The following is a 19,232-nucleotide window of genomic DNA, read 5'->3' on the forward strand; positions in this document are numbered from 1 at the left end:
CCGGAGTTTGGGGGCTTTGGGTTTACTGTGCCGGGCTGTCTTTGAGGCGGGCCAGTACGTTGTCGATTGCATCTTGTTCGCCGTCAATACCGGCGGCTTTCAGTTTTTCGTCCAGGTCGGCGCCTGTGAGTTCTTTTTCCAGAGTGGCGCTGGCGGTCTGGCGGTCTTCTTCCCGGGCCTGGCGCTCGCGAATCCGTTCCAATGTCTCTTTCGCGGTGCTCAGGGAGGACTGCTGGCTGTTGATGTTGGTGTCAATCTGCGCGGTGGTGCGTAGCACCCGCTCGTTGGTCTTCACCACTTGCAGTTCCCGGCGGTAGTCGGCCAGCTGTTTCTCGGCTTTCTGAACCCGGTCTTTCAGGCCCACAATGCGCTGTTGCAGCAGTTCCCGGGTTTGGGTCAGCTCCGAAGCGCGGCGTTCATGGCCAACAATTCGCTCGGCCACTTCCCGGGCCAGGTCTTCCTGGCCAGCCGCGATGGCTTTGCGGGCATCGTCTTCACGCTTGGTGGCGCTGTCCTGCTCGGTACGGATCTGTCGGGCCAGGGAGGCCGCTTCGGCCATCAGTGACGCCAGCTCCTGCTTGGCCTGTTTCAGCTCATGCTCGGAATCGCGCAGTTCCTGTTCCAGAATCCGGTTGCCCTGGCCGTCGACAACGGCTTCACCCAGTTCGTTCACACCCCCGCGCATGGCGGTCAGGATTTTTTTCAGTACGGTTCTCATGTCTCAGTCCTCACTCAAGCCAGGTAGTCTTCAAAAGTCTGTAACAGGTCGATGGCATTCTCGGCGAGGGTTACCAGTTCCTGCATGATCTCGCTGGTGCCGGAGGCGGGGCTCAGTGCGCCATAGACCACATAGTGTTGGCCGGTTTTGCCAAGAGAGCTTAAGGGCATGGGAACACTGATGCGCAACATGTTTTCATGCAGCTCGTTCTGACGTTCCGGGGCCAGTTCCTGTTCGTCGAAAAGGTACGCAAGGCACAGAATCTGGGTGTCGGTTACGGTAATATACACCGGTGTTTCTTCGGCGCCGGACACGATCACCTGCAGCACCGGTTCTTCGCCGGCAATGGGCATGACATCGAAGGTTCGGCCAGCATGGGTGGCGTCACCCAGGGCCAGGGTGAGAGATTGGGTATCCACGAATAGCTCCTTCCTGTGGCGTTGAATCGGTTCGGCCGATCCGGACGAACCTTGTCCTGTCGCTTGACATTTTATGTCAATCATCCGAGTCTATACCTCGCAATTAAACATTTGCAAGAAATAGTTTGTTTACGTTATAAACAACCCGTCAGTCTGACACGGACTGTCGCCCAGTGGATTTACCAGAACGGATATCTGGTCGCGTATGGATACATTCTTCGCAATTGCGTTTTCCTTCCCCACGGTCATTTTTTCCGTACTGCTGTGTGTGGCCATCATTTACTGGCTGATTTCCCTAGTGGGTCTGGGCGATATCGAGGCCGATGGCGATATTGATGCCTCCGGTGACTTCTCTGGCCTGATGGTGACCCTCGGGCTTCAGGGCGTGCCCCTGCCACTCGTGCTTACCCTGTTGTTCCTCATCGCCTGGTTGACGAGTTATTTTGCGGAGCTGCTGCTCGGTGCAATGGTGCCTGGTGGCTTGTTGCACGCACTGTTCGGCCTGGCAGTCATTGCCGGCGCTCTGGTGGTGAGTGTTCTGGTGACTGCTGTTGTTATCCGCCCACTGCGGCCACTGTTCCGGCGGGCGTATTTACCCCCGCTTCAGAAACGTATTATCGGTACCGCCTGTGTCGTGACCTCAGCAACGGTTACGGAAGCCAAAGGCCGGGCTGAAGCGATCCTGGATGGTGCCCACCTGGTACTGCAGGTTCGTAGCCATACACCGCTGTCGCATCGTGAGCGCGCGGTGCTGATCGAGCATATTCCGGACAAGAACGCCTGGTGGGTGGTTCCGGAAGCCGAATTCCTCGCCGGCGAATCGGCCGGTTAATCCCCGCACCTACTTCCTTAAATCAGCGCAGGAGAATGACTAAATGGACTTATCTTGGATGATGCCAGCAATCATGACCGTCGGGGTCCTGGTTCTGCTGATACTGGGCATACTGGCCCTGTTCAAGGCGTTTTACCGCAAGGTGGACCAGGGCCAGGCCCTGATCGTGAACGACCTGTCGCCCACGCCCAAGGTGTATTTCACCGGGGCCATGGTGCTGCCGGTTATCCACCGCGCGGAGACCATGAAGATCTCGGTGATTACCCTGGAGCTGAATCGTACCGGCAAGGAAGGGCTGATCTGTAAGGACAACCTGCGGGCCGACATTACCGTGGCCTTCTACCTGCGGGTGAATGAAACCCAGGAAGACGTACTGCGCGTGGCCAAGTCGGTGGGTGTGGGCCGTGCCTCAGACCGCGATGCCGTGAACGAGCTATTCAATGCCAAGTTCAGTGAAGCGCTGAAGACCGTTGGTAAGAAACTCGAGTTCATGCAGCTGTTTGAGGAGCGTCAGCGTTTCCGCGATTCCATCGTCGAGACCATCGGGGAAGATCTGAACGGTTACGTGCTGGAAGACGTGGCCATCGACTACCTGGAGCAGACACCGAAGACCTCGCTGGACCCGAACAATATCCTGGATTCCGAGGGCATCAAGCGGATTACCGAAATCACCGCGCTTCACAATGTGGAAACCAACCGTCTGGAGCGGGACCAGGAACTGGAAATCCAGCGCAAGAATGTGTCAGCGCGAGAAGCGTCGCTGGAACTGGAACGCAGCCAGGCCGAAGCCGAAGCGCGTCAGCGCCGGGAAATTGAAACCCTGCAGGCCCGTGAGACTTCGGAAACCGAGCAGGTGCGTGAGCAGGAGCGGGCCCGTGCCGAAGCCGCTCGCATCAAGACAGATGAAGAACTGGCGATTGCGGACGAAAACAAGCAGCGCCAGATTGAAATGGCCATGAAAGCCCGCGAGCGTGCGGTGCAGATTGAAGAAGTGCGTATTCGCCAGGCCCGGGAGCTCGAGGATGTTAACCGTGAGCGGGCGGTGGAAATCGAGCGCATTGGCATGGAAAAGGCGCTGGAAGAAGAACGCAAGGAAATTGCCGATATCACCAGCCAGCGTATTGCCGTTGAGCGCAACGTGGCGGAAGAGGAAGAGAACATCAAGGATGTTCGCAACCGTTCTGAAGCCGACCGCCTGAAGGTGAAGAAAGTGGTGGCGGCTGAAGCCGATGCCGAAGAACTGAAGCTGAAAGATGTGAAAGCGGCCGAGGCGGCGTTTGAGCGCTCCAAGCTGGAAGCTGAGCAAATTCGGGTCACCGCCCAGGCGGAAATGGATGCAGCCGAGAAGAAATCGGTGGCTGACGAGAAGCTGGCCCGCGGTCGCCAGGCTATGGCCGCGGCCGACGGCCTTGCTGAAGCACAGGTCAAGGAAGCCCAGGCGTCTGCCATCCGGGCCGATGGTTTGGCACGTGCCGAGGTTAAATCGGTTACTGCCAAGGCCGATGAAGAAGCCGGTATGGCTGAAGTCCGGGTGCTTGAGCAGCGTCTGGAAACCGAAGCCATGGGTGAAGAGAAGCTGGGTGTTGCCAAGGCAGATGCCCGCAAGGCTATGGTTCTGGCCGAAGCCGAAGGTGAGCAGCGCATGGGCCACGCCAAAGCCGAAGCCCGCGAAGCCATGGCCAAGGCCGAAGCGGCTGGCCTGGTTGAGAAGCTCAAAGCCTACGATGGCATGTCTGAGGAATCCCGTCACTTTGAAGAGTTCCGCATGAACCTGGAAGTTCATGAGAAGGAAGTGATGGCCCAGATCGACGCCCAGAAGGCTGGCATGCTGGAAAATGGCCGGGTTATGGCTGCTGCCCTGAAAGACGCCAAGTTCGAAATGATCGGCGGCGACGGCGGCATTTTCGAGAAGTTTGCCCAGGGCCTTGGCTACGGCAAGAGTGTTCAGGGCGTGCTGGACAAGTCCCCCTCGCTGCAGGCGGCGCTCTCGAACATTGCCGGCCGGGTGGCAGGTGAAAAGCCTAACCGCAGTTCCGAGACGGCCTGATAAGGCCGATGGCTCCCGGTACCGGACCCAAGGTGCCGGGAGTGCTTTCCCCTAACCGCATTCCCCTCTTTGGTTCAGGATGATTTGGTATGTCGACGGATCGCACCGAGCTCGAAAGCATTGTTCAGGAAGGTTCAGCCTTTGAAACCATCAAGCGCCGGCTGAAAGAGCAGGGCGGGCAACTGCGTGAGCAGGTGTCCGGGCTGAACCAGGCCCGGGAAGAGATCTTTGGCAGCGCCGGCATGAACGTGCTGGGCCGGGCCCGGGTGCGAACCGAAAACAACGCCATCGCCCGGGATGTGGTGCGTCTGGGCGACAAGCTGTTGTTCGGTTTCAACTTGCAGCTGGGTTTGCGCAAGACACTGGTGATTGAAGATGTGTTCCGGCTGTACCATCTGAACGATGGCGACAGCGGCTTCGAGATGACCGAAGCGGCCATTGAGGGTTCGTTTCTCAAGGATGAACGCTTCGCCACCGACTTCCGGGAACTCCAGCAGTACTACAACACCGCCACGCTGTCGCAACTGGTGATTCTCAAAGGCATGTTGCTAATGGCGTTCCGCATCGGTGACAAGCTTGATGATCTTCGGGTGTTTCGCTGGGAACTGAAGCCCGATGGTGAGGTCAGCCGCTACATTGATAATCGCGGCGAGCGCGATCTGTCTTTCCCGGAACGTTTCAGTTTTCCCTGGAGAACCGTGGGCCGCGACAGCCAGGTTCAGGGCCGCTCTCCGCACCTGAACATCGCCGACACCCTGTTTGTGGATAACCTGCGGGGCAACATTACTTTCAAGGTGGAGAACAATACCTCCACCGGCGAAGGCATCTACTCGGACCCGGTGGAGTCCGATTCCCAGTCACTGGACGACGCCAGCTTCGATTTTGCCGATCTGGGCGAGATTCTGCTGGTACGGATTCTGCCGTTTAACGAAGAACACTGGCGCTACTACCTGTTCAACCGCACAGAGCGCAAGATCGAGCGGGTTGACGCCATGGCCGGTTCCGTCGCGTCGCTACCGGACAATCACGGCCTGATTTTTCCGTCGGGTTACTACCTGAGTACCGGCGAGCTGAAAACCTTCCAGATTCCCGACGGGGATTTCCGGCTCAAGCGTACCTTGCGGGCCCCCAACGGCGAAGACATGCTGTATGTCTTCTTCGAACAGCGCACCGGTCAGGTGATCCTGTTCCGCTACAACCTGATTCGCAAACAGGCGGATGTGCCATTGATTGGTCACGGTTACGCCCTGTTCGAAAACGGGCATCTGGTGATTTTCAATGCCGACAAGGAACCTACGCTGGTGCACCCGCTGCAGGTGTGGGAAACGCCGTTTACTTCTGAAAGTTTCCACGCTGCGGCGAACGTCGCCAACGATTCCGAGCTGGCGCGCATTGGCAATCCCGAGCTGGTGCGGGGAATTGCCGAGCTGAATACGGTGGTTACCCTGGTGGAGGGCGCCAGCGCCAGTGAGCGGCATTTCACCAACCTGATTCGTACCGTGGACCGTATTCTGGACCAGTTTTTCTGGCTGTCAGCGCGTCAGGAAGAAGCCTTGTTTGCCGAGTTAAATCAACAGCTCAGCACCATCCGAGGTACCGCAGAGCTGGTGCTGGATGAGTATGAGAAAGTCCAGAGCATTCGCGCCCAGACTGAAGCTGCCATTACCGAGGTCGCTCAGGACCAGGGCGCGTTGATGCGGGACCTGAAACCGGATAGCTGGAAAGCACCGGATCAGTTTGTCAGTTACCTGGCACGTTTGCGCGATCATCGCGGCCGAGTGCGAACCCTCAATGATCGGCGTTACGCCGACAAAGCCCGTATCGACACTCTTGAAGAGGAGCTGGCCGAGGCTGAGGACCGGCTGACCGAGCGCACCTTCCGTTTCCTGGCGTCGCCGGAGGCGCTGGATGGCTACCGCCAGACCCTGACCGAGTTGCAGACTGCGCTGGCCGAGGCCGACAGCCGGGATGCCCTGAAGAAGATTGTCGATCGCTATCGGGAACTGACCGAAGGCCTGGACATGATCCAGGGCATGCTGGCGTCCATGGGCGGTGACGATGCCGCGCTGGAAACGGCGATCACCGATAACATCTCGGGCATCTACGCGACCATCAACCAGCAGCGTTCCGAAGCGGAAATCCGGCTGAAAGAGCAGGGCAGTGCGGAAGCCCGGGCGCAGTTTGCTGCACGTATCCGGCTGTTTGAGCAGAGCCTGGCGAACGGCGTCAGCGCGCTGTCGGATGTGCGGGAATGCGATGGTCTGATGACCCGGATGCTGGATCAGCTGCAGGAGCTGGAAAGCCAGTTTGGCGAATACGACGAGTTCCTGGCGGCCATTCTGGAGCAGCGTGAGAACGCCCATGAGAGCATCGAGGCACGGCGCCAGCAGCTCCAGGACCAGCAACAGCGTCGGGTGACCACGCTCACCGATGCTGCCGCCCGGATTCTCAAGAACCTGGGCCGCCGTACCGAACGTTTCAGCAGCCCGGAAGAGCTGCACGCCTTCTTCGCCTCTGATGCCATGGTTATCCGGTTGCGCAGCATGGCCGGAGAGTTGCGGGAGCTGGGCGCCGCCATGGAGGCAGACGATTGCCTGGGCCAGCTCAAAGCGGCTCAGGACACCGCCCTGCGCAGCGTTCGGGACAAGGCCGATATCTTTGAGGATGGCGGTGCCGTTATCCGGCTGGGCAAGCACAAGTTCAGCGTTAACCAGCGGGAGCTGGATCTGACCCTGATTCCCCGGGACGATCATGTCCTGCTGCACCTGACCGGAACCCAGTATTATGAGCGCCTGGAGGAGCCCGAACTGGACCGCCTCCGGGGCTACTGGAACATGAGCCAGCCTTCGGAATCCGACCGGGTGTACCGGGCGGAGTATCTGTCGGCACTGGTGATTGAGGAGTTCCGCACGACCGGAGACCTGCCGGTCAATGTCGCGGATCTGGATGAGCTGACCGGTTACATCCGCAAGTTTGCTTCGCCCCGCTACCGGGAGGGTTACGAGAAAGGCATCCACGATCACGACGCGGCGCTGATCGTCAGTACGTTGTGGCCGGCGATTCAGAACGCCGGGTTGCTGCGTTTCAGCCCCAGGGCGCGGGCACTGGCAATGCTGTTCTGGGCCGTGTTGAGCCAGCAACAGAGCGCGGGCCAGCAACTGCGTTCCCGGTGCCTGTCTGCCGGTATCCTCAGCCGCATGATGCAGTCCGATGAGCTGCTGGAATCCCTGCAGCAGGAACTGGAACCGCAGCTCGCAAACTTTGTGGAAGAACAGCAATTGAGCCTGGCCGGGCCAGGCAGCGATGGTCGGAGCCTGGTGCATTCCGCAGCCCAGTACCTGGTGCGGCAGCTGGCGGAAGAATCCGAAGCCTTCGGTATTACCCGCTATGCCGGGGATCTGGCGGCGGGCTTTGTTGAGGCACTGAAACGGGATAACCAGTTTGCCCAGTATCAGCAGGCACTGGAGGTCGTGGCCGATCAGCCGGCCGCTCGCTGGAGCATCACCAGCCACTGGTTGAAAGCCTGGATGGCCAAGACGGATCAGCAGCATCTGCTGCACTATTTGCCAGAAGCCGTGGCCGTGCTGAATGTAGGCGACACTGTGAAAACCTCGGTTCGCAGTGTGGAACTGGCGTTCCAGATTGAGGGCCTGCTGGGCCAGCATCCCCGTATCGAAGAACGCATTCTCAGCCTGCAGCTAGATGAATTTGACGAGCGCCTGCGTTATCACCAGCAGGAAATCATTCCCGGCTGGCAGCAGTTGCAGGAGGTGCGGCAGCAGGTACTGGAGAAATGGCGTGGCCAGTTACGGCTGGATGAGTTCAGGCCCCGCCCGCTGTCGTCCTTTGTACGTAACAAGCTGATCAGCGAGAGTTACCTGCCGATCATTGGCGATAACCTGGCCAAGCAGATGGGCACGGCGGGTGAAGACCGCCGCACCGACCAGTCCGGTCTTCTGATGATGATCTCGCCGCCTGGGTACGGTAAAACCACGCTGATGGAATACGTGGCCAACCGCCTGGGCCTGATCTTCATGAAGATCAACTGCCCGAGCCTGGGCCACGACGTGATGTCGCTGGATCCGGAAAAGGCACCCCATTCCACCGCCGAAGCGGAGCTGATCAAGCTCAACCTGGCGTTGGAAATGGGTAACAACGTGATGTTGTATCTGGACGATATCCAGCACACCCACCCCGAATTCCTGCAGAAATTTATCTCCCTGTGTGACGGCACGCGCCGCATAGAAGGGGTGTGGCGCGGCAAGACCCGCACCTACGACATGCGCGGCAAGCGTTTCTGTGTGGTGATGGCCGGGAACCCGTATACCGAAAGCGGCGAAGTCTTCAAGGTCCCCGACATGCTCGCCAACCGGGCCGACATCTACAACCTGGGTGACGTGCTCTCGGGCATGGAGCATGCCTTTGCGCTGTCCTACATCGAGAACAGCCTGAGCTCCAACCGGGTGCTGGCACCGCTGGCCACCCGGGGCATGGCGGACTTTTACCGGTTCGCCGATCTGGCCGAAGGCAAAACGGTGGCAGATTCGGACTTTGAACACGACTACAGTGCCGCCGAGCGCGATGAAATCGTTGCCCTGCTGAAGAAAATGATCCGGGTGCGGGAAACCGTGTTGCGGGTCAATCAGGCTTACATTGCCTCCAGCGCCCAGGCAGAAGCATATCGTACCGAGCCCACCTTCAAGCTGCAGGGCAGCTACCGGAACATGAACAAACTGGCGGAGAAGCTGTCGCCGGTGATGAGTGACCAGGAGCTGGAAGCCCTGATTGATGACCACTACCAGGGCGAGGCTCAGCTGCTGACCTACGGTGCCGAAGAAAACCTGCTCAAGCTCAAGCAGATGCGCGGCACCATGAATGACGAAGAAGCGGCACGCTGGCAGACCATCTGTGAGGAATACCGCCGCCGTCAGCAAGCCGGTGGCGACGAGGAAACCGGGGTGAAAGTGGTTCGCCAGCTGGGCCTGATCTCGGAACACATGCAGCAACTGGGGCAGCATTTGGCTTCAGGACTGGAAAGCCAGGGGAACTCGGGCTTGGATCTCGATACAGCTCTGAGCCAGTTGTCACGCTCACTCGAATCGGGGCTCGCTGAAGGCTTGCAAGCGGTGCAAATGAACCCGGCCGTCACCGTCAATCTGGACAGTCCACCCCAGGTGGGCGATGCTTTGATGGCTTTTGCTCGAATTTTTGAGGGGTCTATTGTTCCATTGGTGAAAACCATGGAAGGCAAGTTGGGGCTGGACTTAAAAACACAGCGAGAAATGAGCCGTGTGTTGAGAGCGATACGTGACTTACAGGATAGATTGCTCACTCAGGATGGAGCTCAGAGCTAAATCGTAAACAAGGCAAGAAAAGGATGTTGCCCATTATGATCAAGGAAGATGTGCCTGTGCCGGCCGCCACTGAGTTTATGGAAGCACTCAATAGTGGTAACCACCTGAAGCTCATTCGGGAATGGGGCAACGTCCTGTTTCACACAGTGTTCATTAGAGAGCACCCGGGGCTCGAATTACCAATGCTGCACAGTGTTGATGATCACCACAGTTTTTTGGCAAGCCCGGATGTCAATGAAGTGCAAGAAGCCCTCCTGGAGCGCCTTGTCTTGGCAGAAGACGCTGATGTTTTCGTCAGGGCCGTACCGTTACGGGAGTTGGCCAGAAACGCCCACATGCTGGGAGCTTGGCTGAACTGGTTTGATGCCAAGATCATCATGGACAGTTCACTCATGGAACTGTTGGGGATGAAAGCCTTGGTGACGTTGGATGATGGGCAAGAGAGACTTTATCAAGCGAAGGTTTATGCCTCCCCTGCACTGAATAAGAGCGGCATCTCCACTAACGTAAGCGCCCAGATCTGGAAAGTCAGCGATATTGAGGGTGGGGCCGGCCTTCAGCGAACCCGTGAATTCTTTGTTTATGATGACAGCAAATCTTTTGCGTTCGCAGAAAACGAAGGCTCAATCCTCTCTTCACGCAAGCTCAGCCAGTTGAGGGCCAAGGAGGCGATGCTCTTTGGCACCTGGGCGTCGCCGGTCTATAACTTTGAGGCTGTAACCAAGGATGCAGTTAGGGAAGCGGATCACCTTGTTGAGGACACCTATGTTCCTCACCCATCATTGCTGGACGAGGCGTTACTGGACTCGTTTCGTGAACTTGAGCGGGCTATAAACAATGAGATCATGCCCGATGCACGCCGGCTTCATCTGGACGTTAGCAAAGGTCAGGTTTTCGCCGAACTGGAAGAGCCCGGAGATGACGAGCTGGATAGAGTCGAGGGCCGTAAATTCTGCATTGTGTTTGATGATCACCCAGAGTGGTGCCTGTGGCTGGGCGGCGATGGCTTGGCAGTGACGGACTATTCGGACGAGGTCTGGTTGCCAGAATCGCCCGGACGTCATGAAGTTCCGGAATCTCTGCGTTTGAAAATAGTTCGGGCCATCGCCTGGACGTTATTCTGGAAGGGGCGAGAGCCTGGTTCGCGAGTGTCGCTGATTCCCGGGCAGTTTGCGGGGCTAAGGCCTTTTCGCCCGGATAATCTGGACCGGATCTTTCATCCTCCCCTGGACGATACCCGGTTCCCGGCACTGGCTTCTATGCTTTGCGGCGAACAACCGTTGCCTGTGCTGGTGCATGGTGAGCTACCCGAAGGTTATGTGATTGAAGCACTGGAAGACCTGCAAGTGTCAGCGGCAGAGCTGCCAAGGGGAACACTGCGCCGAGACAGTCTGCTGTTGAATGGAGCCGTTCATTTTGGCTCGATGTGCGGGCCTATTGTGGTGCCGCAGACGGCCATCGAGTTCCCTGACGAGTGGTACACAGGTATTCGAACCTCTAACACTCAACTCATTTCCGATTTGAAGGCGTTTCTGTGGGATCAGTCCAGGGTTGTGCCTGCACCTGAAAAAGATCCGGATGATCCCGGTGCGGTGATTGGCATCTGTCTTGGGATTATGGCTTTCCTGTTGGTGCTCGTTCTTGTGCTGGGATAGATCCAGTTTATGTGCAGTTGAATCAGTACAACGTCCAAACCTCAGTTAGCTGAAGAATTTTTACCATGAATGCTATCTACAAATTGCTTGCTGTCTTTGTGCCCATATTTGTTTTTTTCGGAGCAGCACGAGCGATATACCGGCAATTGGTTTGGAGGCTGAACCGGAGGTATCAAAATTCCGCGGCTGAAGCATTCAAGTCAAATAACGAACCGGTTTGTCGAATAAACGAAGAAAAGCGCCGTTCATTGGCCAGGGTTCTTTGGCGGGAGTCAATAAATGGTGCAGTAAGTAAAGAGCCTTTTGATAGCGAGGATGTTGGTTATCAAGTCTATCGGGTTGCTAATCCTGAGATTGCAGAAAAGGACTGGCGATTTAGTAACTCTGCGGCAAGTGTAGTTAACAAGCTGAATGGTTTCGAATTTTTTGTTCCAGGAATGGCTCGTAGATGGTTGCTTGAGACCAAGCCACAAAGCCTTGATATTGTTTTCTATAAGAATATTGCTGTTTTGGTTGGTTCCGGTAATGAATTTGATCTCTTTCGGGAGGAACGTGCCGGCGTGTTGCGCGTGCCTGGCTTGCAGGCCAGGCAGAACGCGATTGAAACTTGGTATGAGGCACCTGCAACGTGTGCAACTTTTACCGTCCCTCCTATTAACGGTGGAGGATTAGTTCGCGCAATCAGGGGGGACACGATGGTTCTGTGCAGTAATTGGAACTCTGCTGATACGTATATGCTTGTTATAGGTGTAGCGGGTATATTTTCGACTGTTTTGGGGATTTTTGTTGCAGCATTCGTTATGGATGCATTTGAAAGCAGGTATTTCTTCACTTCAAGTTTTTTTGAGACTTTTCTTACTTTGCTACCAGTTCTTTGGGGAGTGTTGGTTTCGGGTTTTCTTATACGCGAACGATTCAGGTTCAGGTTCGAACCTATGCTTTTCGTCGATCGAGAAGCCTCATTTATATATTCGATAAAAGCCCATGTGCCCAGACTGGAAGGAGCCTCGTGGGCGAGTATTGCGGTGCGGGTGAGTAGTCAATTTGGTTATCTTGTTGGGACCATATTCAGTGTATCCGACAGTAAACTCGAGTTCGTTTCGCTGACTGATCCGAACCATTTAACAGCAGAATTTGGCGTTAACAATATGTTTGATGGTTTGTGTGTATGGAAAACTATTTCGATGTTCATGAACCGTGAAATTAATAACAGCTCGGATATTATCCCTTGTGGAAAGACATATCAGCAGGGTGACCCATTGCAAGATGGATTATGGCTTCTCAAAAGGAGAGTTAAGTCAAGTTTCCCTGTACTGCCATTTCCAGCGAAGGTGCTTCATTCTGTCCTGTTTTTACTTACCTTGGGGCCCTTGCCCTACATTTTGGCCAACCAGGAAGCGAAGGCTCGGCTTAAACAAGCGTTCAAGGTCAAGAGCCAAGGAGTTTTAGCGACCAAGTTACAAGGAGCTAACGAGCAGCAATAAGTGTTGCTTATCGTTATCACAAGGAGTTTGAAGTGAATAATGCAAAGATATGGATATCAGTCGTCATCCACCTGCTGCTGTTTCTTACACTGCTGTCCGAAGGCTATCCGGATATTCTGGTGGCTGTGATGATACTGGGCCTGCTGTTTAACGCGGCGGGCATACTGGTGAGTTATGTCGCCAGCTTGAAGGTTGGTAGTGGCCTGTACATCGCCGGGTGTGTGGTGTTTTTTCCGATTGGTGTTATCGGAATGCTGGGAGCGCGGCAGACGTTGGACGACGCTCGCCGTAAAGTGTTTTTTCAGGAGATGCAGTAATCATGGAAGTCCAAAAATCTTATAAAGTTGCCAAATCCACAGTCAATGCCCAGTTATATGGTGGTATTGGCGTCGCCATTTTTTTGCTGGTGGCTATTCTGACCATCCGTCAAATGCCGGCGTACCCTCTGGGATTTGTGTTGGTTTTGATTGGTGTGGGTATCTGGAATTCGTCTCGCTCGGCGGTGACCTGTTTCAATGACTATATGGAAGTGAAGCTGGCGCCGATCTCTTCGCTGCATTTGATCCGCTATCGAGATATTGTGCGGTTGGATCAGTCGAACAAAAAGTACCTTGCCATCGATTATCTGGCGGATGGTAAAGAAAAGACACTGAAACTGCCGTGGCCTTTTATTGAAAAGGGCGCCAAGAACAGCTTGATTGCGTTTCTTCAGGAGCAACAGGTCACCTGATCGTCAGTTAAACCGTACGGAGCCTGCAGATGCGAGGGTGTAATCCCCCCAGCCACTACCGGATATTCCGCTATTCGAGTCCTTTCGTCACGAAGATCCGCGCACTATCCGCCATGACGACAAAACGGACCGAAACCCCCGTTACTGGCGGGATATGAGCAAGCATGATTACGAGCAGTTTATGAATGACAATCGCCATAAGTTGTATAACAACAAGTGGTAGTTAACGGAATGGTTTGAATCCCCTGATGCCTGATAGCCCGTATTACAGTTCAACCGCCTTATGCCCCGGAGGAGACAGTCGTCGGGTCCGTCGTGGGGATTTGGACAAGCGCTCCCGAAGCTTCCGATTCCAGTGGGCAGCTGGGCAGAAGCTGTCTAAAACCTATAGTCCGGATTTGGTGCCCGCGGGTTTCCTAAGGACTTGGCACGCGAAAGATATTGATGCCGATGTGGAGTTGGGTGAACGAAACGCTCAGCGACTTCGTGACGAGGGAAAATGTGATAAACCGATAGGGTGGATTGATCACGAGAGTATTCGTTATGCCACCCTGCCGAGTTCATCCTGGCATTTGCTACTACTTAAAGTGTTCGCAAAATACATCATAATTTTGGGAGCAGCTGCTTTATTTATAGACTTTCTCTCAATAGTTTTTTTTGGAGGAAGATCTCTGGAAGGCTATATAACGAACGCATATATACCCGTAATTTTGTACATTGGAGGTCCATGCGCACTGATTTGGGGCGCAATTAGCCTGATCGAACGCCTCTTCCCCAGTGTGATCTACAAAGACCCAAAAGGCCCCCTCTGGGAGTTCAACCGCCGCAGGGGGCTGGTCACGGTTTTTCGTAACCCAAAAAAGAAGCGGGATGCCGGCCAGATTGCCTGGCAGTCGCCGTTTTCCGAGTTTGACGGCTATGTCCACAGCGGACCCACCCACCAGGGGTTGCCGCTCTACTACGGTGCAATGGTTCACCGATATCGGGAGGAAGCCCTGACCCTCACTGCCTTTCAGGCAGCTTCTGCTAACGATGAAGATCACAAGGCCCTATGGAATTTCTGGCTTCAATACATGGACAGCACGGCCCCTTTGCCGGACATTCCCTTGTTTGAACCCCATCGTGACAAAGACCCCGTAACCGCCGAGCATGACAAGCGCACAGGCCGGGATCCTCGTTACTGGCGGGACATGGACAGTGCCACGTACAAGCAGAAGACAGACGAAATGTACAAGCGCTGCCTCAAAACATTCGGATGACTTCGGCAAAGGAATGAAACCCTAACGCCGCAACTCAGCCTCCGGCCGATTCAGCATCGCAATCAGCGGATTCTTCCTGAACACATAATCCCGCAGCAGATAACCCAGCAATAGGCCAAGCGCGAAGCCGCCCAAGTGGGCCACCCAAGCCACACCGCCTTGGCCTGAGAACATGCCGAACAGATTAATCAGGCTCCAGATCAGGAAGTACCAATGGGGTGCGAGTTTCTTCTGGTAAACAAAGAACATGAAGGTCAGGCTGGCGTGGCGGAACCACATCAAGTAGAGACCGAATAGCGCGGCGATAGACCCGCTAGCCCCCACCAACAGCAGCGGGCCTTGGCTGCTGTCGAACAATAGCAGTTCCGCCAAAGCCGCCATCACGCCGGCAAACAGGTACATTACGAGAAAGGCACCATGCCCGAGGGCGTCTTCCAGGTTGTCCCCAATGATCCACAGAAAATACATGTTGCCGGCCAAGTGCATGAAGCCGCCGTGGACGAACTGGTAGGTAAGGAGCTGGATGGCAAAATGTGCAGGGCTCTGGTTTTCAGAGTTGAACCCCCAGTATGCGAACACCCAGTCGTTGATTTCGGGGGAGAGCAGGCCGGCGATAAACACGATGCTGCAAAGTGCAATTAATGCTCGGGTGACCCAAGGTGTGCGGCGGGGCTTGATGTTGTATTCCACGGGCATGGCCGTAAAAAACTGAAATAGCCAAGACTTCCAGCTCACCTTTTCATTGAGGTTGTTCAGCGCCCGTTTCAGTTCCGGGGAGTGCATCACTTGGTCGACTTCGTGCTTATCCAGCCAGACGCCGTCGCAACTCGGGCAGCAGTCGATTTCGGTCGTATAGTGCTCCAGCAATTGGTAATGGACCATGGAAACCCGGCAGCGCCGGCATTGTCGGTCGCTGGTTCGCAGTGCCGAGCCCAGGTGTTGCTCATGATCGTAGTGGTCGATGTGCTCATGGCGATTGGCAATGGCTTGGTTCAGCGCCCCGTCTTCAAACCACATTCCGTGACAGTGTCGGCAGCTCTGTATCGAGGGGGTGCTGGTGGCCTCAAGGCTATTAGTTGCGCACGAAGGGCAGGGATGGGCACGAGTTTTGGGCATGAAATCCTTTTCCTGAAGAAACAGCGTATTGGAGCGAAGATTTTTCTAAGGTTGGGTTAACTTGGTTGATCATAGCAACCTCAACTTTGGATTCCACAGCCTCGGTCACGGTTAATTCAGGCGGTACCAATTACACATAGCATGCGCGTGGCGAGGTTAGACCAAAAACGCACCGTCCTTGGTGCCAAGATGCAACATAAAAAGGAAAGGCTAGCCGTCTTAATCCGAGACGATTTCACCTTGAATAACTGTTTGGCCGCTGTAAGGAGCCGGTTCGGTGGTTTCTACCCGGGCGTTGTCTGACTGACGGTCTGCAAGGCTTGCGTGTGCCGGCAAGGTAGCGAAGGCAACGAGAGAGGCTAGGGCGGCTAGGACGAGGTTACGCATAGGACATTCTCCGATTCGGGATGTGAATTGATCGCGAAGCCGGAAGCGACTCGCGATCAGCTGGCGAGCAGTATGTGGCTCAGGGGCGGTTGTGAATAATTTGGAAACGGTATGGGATACATCACTGAAAATTATGTGACGGAGCCTGCTGCAGTTGTCCTTTCGAGCGTTTGCCAAGAAAGCTTCAGCCAGCCAATCGTTAGAGGCGAGGCTGGTATCAGGTTTGTGAATGTGGATCATACGATTGGGAAATTGGTATTGCCGGTCATTCAGTCGCAAGGTATCGGTCAGCAGTTTATTCTTTAGGAGAAATGACGATGACTGACATTATCCATGTATCCGATGCGAATTTTGATGAAGCGGTCCTTCAGAGCGATCAGCCCGTGCTGGTTGATTTCTGGGCACCTTGGTGTGGCCCCTGTAAAGCAATAGCGCCCCTGCTTGAAGAACTGGCCGAAGAGTTTGATGGGCAGTTGACCGTAGCTAAAGTAAACGTTGATGATAGCCCGGAAGTAGCGGCTAAAATGAGTATTCGGGCCATCCCCACGTTAGCGCTCTTTCAAGACGGTGGCGCCATCGCTCGCCAAACCGGTGCAGGCAGCCTGAGCGAGCTGCGTACGTTTGTGAAAGGCAATCTGTAAGAACCTAAACGGAATCACCCGGAGTAACTGTTGATGAAAACCCAAGAGCTCCAGTTGCTCTATATTTTCGATGCCATCATGACGGAACGGTCGGTTACTCGTGCGGCTGACCGTCTCGCCATGACCCAGCCTGCGGTGTCGAATGCGATTTCCAGAATGCGCCAGATCTGGAACGATCCGGTGTTCGTGCGTAAAGGCAGGAACATCGAGCCCACATCCTATGCGCTGAGCCTGTGGGATCAGGTGGGCGGGCCAATGTATTCCCTGACGAACGCGGTAAGCGCCACGCAGTTTGATCCTAAAACCTCCAAGCGGAAGTTCCGGCTCGCGGTGACAGACGTCATCGTCGAGATGGTCTGGCGCCCGTTAATCAAATTGCTGGAGCAAGAAGCACCGGGCGTCGATGTCTATGCCGTGCCCTATACGCCCGAGGGTACCCATGACGGCTTGCGTGAAGCGAACGTCGATTTGGCGGTGGGAATGTTGCATCACCACGATCACAGCTTGCGCAGTACATGGCTGTTTGAAAGTGGGTACGTGCTGGCCATGCGCGAAGACCACCCCCTTGCCGGAAAGCCCATCACTTTAGAGGAATTTCTGGAAGCGCGTCATTTGCTGGTGACCATGTCCGGAGATGTTCACGGGTTCGTAGACAGTTATCTCGACCAGAAAGGCCAGAGCCGCCGGATTGCGGCAACGGTCAACCAGTTTTCGATTGCCCCCGAGCTGCTTAGAGAAACCGATCTGATTGCGGCCGTGCCGGAACTGATCAGTCAGGACTGCGGCTTCGTCAACGGGCTGTGGATGGGCGAGCTACCGTTCAAAGTAGACCCGACCAGCCTTTACTTGATCTGGCACGCCCGCCACGATCGTGACCCCGGGGTTATCTGGATCCGGGGGCATCTTGAGCGGCTCCTTCAGGAGCGCTGGGAAGAAATCATGACGGCTTCACCGTGCTCTCCTCTTTGAGATGATCGCCGACCCGATCAGTTAGCCAAAGAGTAGGCCCCGCCTTGTTCAACCGCCGCCTTATAGGCGGGGCGAGCCTGAAAGCGCTCAACCCATGCTTTCAGGTTGGGGCGCTGGCTCAATAGCCCAAAGGAGTGGGCAACCTCACCAACAAAACTCAGCTGGATGTCCGCAGCACTGAACTGTTCATCAACCAGGTACGTTTTACCGGCCAGCGATGATTCGATGAAACCTAAATGGTTGTCCAGTTCGCTGTTAATGCGGGGCTGCAGAGGCTCGCCGCTATCCCCGAGTTGGCCAACATAGATCTTCAGTAACAGCGGCAGCATCGCCGACCCCTCGGCGTAGTGAAGCCATTGAACGTACTGTTCGTAGGCTGAGCTATCTGGTTCTGGCTGTAGCTGCTGATTGGTCGCGTATTTCCGAACGAGGTAATCAATGATCGCGCCTGATTCGTGGATGATGTTCTCGCCATCTTCGATGACTGGAGACTTGCCCAAGGGATGAACGTCAAACAGCTCGGGCGGTGCCAAATGGGTATTTGGGTCGCGCTGGTAGCATCGAACTTCGTAATTCAGGCCAAGCTCTTCGAGCAACCAGAGGATGCGGTGAGAGCGCGAGTCGTTTAGGTGGTGAACAAGAATCATAGGGTGGGCTCCATAAAGTGTTTGCCGATTTCGATTCTTACTATCGCACACTGTAGACGACTGGTCTAATCGTGTTTGCGTTATCAGTAACACTGATAAATGTGATTCACAGCCTAGGATGAGTTTTTAACGCCAAGGCTGCGGAAACTCCTGATCGCCGGTTAGTGTTTGCTTTCTAGACAATTGGTCTAATCCCACTTAGAATTTCGCCATGGAACCAAAAGTAGCAACTCAAGATGTGCGCAGCCACATCCTCGAAACCGCCCAAGTCATCATCAGTGGCAAGGGTTTTAGCGCTGTGGGATTAAATCAGATCCTGCAGGCTGCCGGTGTGCCGAAAGGATCTTTCTATCATTATTTCGGCTCCAAAGAAGCGTTTGGTGAAGAGTTGCTCAAGAGTTATTTTGCCGATTACCACGAAACGCTGGATGCTATGCTGTCGCGCCCGGGCCTGAACGGTGCCGAGCGTTTGATCAGCTATTGGCAAACCTGGCTGGAGACCCAATCGGCCTGTGATCCAAAAGGTAAATGCCTCACGGTTAAGCTGGCTGCCGAGGTCAGTGATTTGTCTGAAACCATGCGAGCGGTTTTAGCGCGAGAAACCTCCCGGGTTGTTGCACGATTGGAGCAGGCGGTTGCAGAGGGTATAGAGGACGGTTCCCTGCCAGCGACTCTGAATGCCAAAGTCACCGCGTCCACCCTTTACCAGTTGTGGCTGGGCGCAAGCCTGCGCAGCAAAATCACCCGGGACCCGGAGCCCATGGAGTGCGCGCTCACGGCGACCAAAGAAATGCTTGGTCTATAAAGCCTCATTGAATTAGAGCTAGCCCCGAACATACCGCCGACGACCTTTTGCTGTCCTACATATCATTCTCAGTGATATGAAGGATACGACTTACGAATTATTCAAACCCCTTCCACCCGCTAATAATGGCCCTTCCTCCGACATTGCTCGGTAACATCCATCAAAAGGA

The 19,232-nt window shown here is 55.2% G+C and carries 17 protein-coding genes; 12 read left to right on the forward strand and 5 right to left on the reverse strand.

What is annotated here, in order from left to right; translation table 11 throughout:
• Window positions 1-22: 22 nt before the first annotated feature.
• Window positions 23-718 (reverse strand): PspA/IM30 family protein, encoded by a 696-nt coding sequence (locus DOQ08_RS12620; RefSeq protein WP_114335303.1) that lies wholly within the window; start codon window positions 716-718, stop codon window positions 23-25.
• A 14-nt stretch (window positions 719-732) separates the two neighbouring features.
• Window positions 733-1,137 carry a YjfI family protein gene (locus DOQ08_RS12625; protein WP_114335304.1) on the reverse strand — a complete coding sequence of 135 codons (405 nt, stop codon included), beginning with the start codon at window positions 1,135-1,137 and terminating at the stop codon, window positions 733-735.
• Window positions 1,138-1,342: 205 nt separating this feature from the next.
• On the opposite strand from DOQ08_RS12625, the gene DOQ08_RS12630 reads away from it, so the two are divergent.
• From DOQ08_RS12630 to DOQ08_RS12665, 8 genes are all read left to right on the forward strand, one after another.
• Window positions 1,343-1,969 carry a hypothetical protein gene (locus DOQ08_RS12630; RefSeq protein WP_114335305.1) on the forward strand — a complete coding sequence of 209 codons (627 nt, stop codon included), beginning with the start codon at window positions 1,343-1,345 and terminating at the stop codon, window positions 1,967-1,969.
• A gap of 43 nt (window positions 1,970-2,012) precedes the next feature.
• Window positions 2,013-4,016 (forward strand): hypothetical protein, encoded by a 2,004-nt coding sequence (locus DOQ08_RS12635; protein ID WP_011787107.1) that lies wholly within the window; start codon window positions 2,013-2,015, stop codon window positions 4,014-4,016.
• An 89-nt stretch (window positions 4,017-4,105) separates the two neighbouring features.
• A complete protein-coding gene (locus DOQ08_RS12640; RefSeq protein WP_114335306.1) occupies window positions 4,106-9,370 on the forward strand; it encodes a DNA repair ATPase in 5,265 nt (1,754 codons plus the stop codon).
• 35 nt (window positions 9,371-9,405) lie between these two features.
• Complete coding sequence (locus tag DOQ08_RS12645; protein ID WP_133297172.1) at window positions 9,406-11,025, forward strand: hypothetical protein; 1,620 nt, start codon at window positions 9,406-9,408, stop codon at window positions 11,023-11,025.
• 65 nt (window positions 11,026-11,090) lie between these two features.
• On the forward strand, window positions 11,091-12,509 hold the full coding sequence (locus DOQ08_RS12650) for a hypothetical protein (protein WP_114335308.1): 1,419 nt from the start codon (window positions 11,091-11,093) through the stop codon (window positions 12,507-12,509).
• Window positions 12,510-12,541: 32 nt separating this feature from the next.
• On the forward strand, window positions 12,542-12,826 hold the full coding sequence (locus tag DOQ08_RS12655; RefSeq protein ID WP_114335309.1) for a hypothetical protein: 285 nt from the start codon (window positions 12,542-12,544) through the stop codon (window positions 12,824-12,826).
• A gap of 2 nt (window positions 12,827-12,828) precedes the next feature.
• On the forward strand, window positions 12,829-13,239 hold the full coding sequence (locus DOQ08_RS12660; protein ID WP_114335310.1) for a hypothetical protein: 411 nt from the start codon (window positions 12,829-12,831) through the stop codon (window positions 13,237-13,239).
• Between the two features lie 458 nt (window positions 13,240-13,697).
• On the forward strand, window positions 13,698-14,498 hold the full coding sequence (locus tag DOQ08_RS12665; RefSeq protein ID WP_133297173.1) for a hypothetical protein: 801 nt from the start codon (window positions 13,698-13,700) through the stop codon (window positions 14,496-14,498).
• A 21-nt stretch (window positions 14,499-14,519) separates the two neighbouring features.
• On the opposite strand, the gene DOQ08_RS12670 is transcribed toward DOQ08_RS12665, so the two are convergent.
• Together DOQ08_RS12670 and DOQ08_RS15965 are read right to left on the reverse strand one after the other, a co-directional pair.
• Complete coding sequence (locus tag DOQ08_RS12670) at window positions 14,520-15,614, reverse strand: rhomboid family intramembrane serine protease (RefSeq protein WP_114335312.1); 1,095 nt, start codon at window positions 15,612-15,614, stop codon at window positions 14,520-14,522.
• Between the two features lie 219 nt (window positions 15,615-15,833).
• Window positions 15,834-16,001, reverse strand: a complete 168-nt coding sequence (locus DOQ08_RS15965) for a hypothetical protein (RefSeq protein WP_165823664.1) — start codon at window positions 15,999-16,001, stop codon at window positions 15,834-15,836.
• Window positions 16,002-16,112: 111 nt separating this feature from the next.
• Between DOQ08_RS15965 and DOQ08_RS12675 the strand changes: the two genes are divergently transcribed.
• From DOQ08_RS12675 to DOQ08_RS12685, 3 genes are read left to right on the forward strand one after another with little or no spacing between them, the layout of a single operon-like run.
• Entirely contained in the window at window positions 16,113-16,307 is a 195-nt protein-coding gene (locus DOQ08_RS12675; RefSeq protein ID WP_114335313.1) for a hypothetical protein, read from the forward strand.
• Between the two features lie 11 nt (window positions 16,308-16,318).
• Window positions 16,319-16,642 carry a thioredoxin gene (gene trxA / locus DOQ08_RS12680; RefSeq protein ID WP_114335314.1) on the forward strand — a complete coding sequence of 108 codons (324 nt, stop codon included), beginning with the start codon at window positions 16,319-16,321 and terminating at the stop codon, window positions 16,640-16,642.
• Between the two features lie 33 nt (window positions 16,643-16,675).
• Window positions 16,676-17,611 (forward strand): LysR family transcriptional regulator, encoded by a 936-nt coding sequence (locus tag DOQ08_RS12685; protein ID WP_114335315.1) that lies wholly within the window; start codon window positions 16,676-16,678, stop codon window positions 17,609-17,611.
• A gap of 17 nt (window positions 17,612-17,628) precedes the next feature.
• Here DOQ08_RS12685 and DOQ08_RS12690 read toward each other — a convergent pair whose 3' ends face one another.
• Window positions 17,629-18,258: a glutathione S-transferase family protein gene (locus DOQ08_RS12690; RefSeq protein ID WP_114335316.1), complete on the reverse strand. Its 630-nt coding sequence runs from the start codon at window positions 18,256-18,258 to the stop codon at window positions 17,629-17,631.
• Window positions 18,259-18,469: 211 nt separating this feature from the next.
• Here DOQ08_RS12690 and DOQ08_RS12695 point away from each other — a divergent pair, with 211 nt between their 5' ends.
• Window positions 18,470-19,063, forward strand: a complete 594-nt coding sequence (locus DOQ08_RS12695) for a TetR/AcrR family transcriptional regulator (RefSeq protein ID WP_114335317.1) — start codon at window positions 18,470-18,472, stop codon at window positions 19,061-19,063.
• Window positions 19,064-19,232: the final 169 nt, after the last annotated feature.

This window comes from Marinobacter litoralis (genome assembly GCF_003336705.1).
GTDB lineage: Bacteria > Pseudomonadota > Gammaproteobacteria > Pseudomonadales > Oleiphilaceae > Marinobacter > Marinobacter litoralis.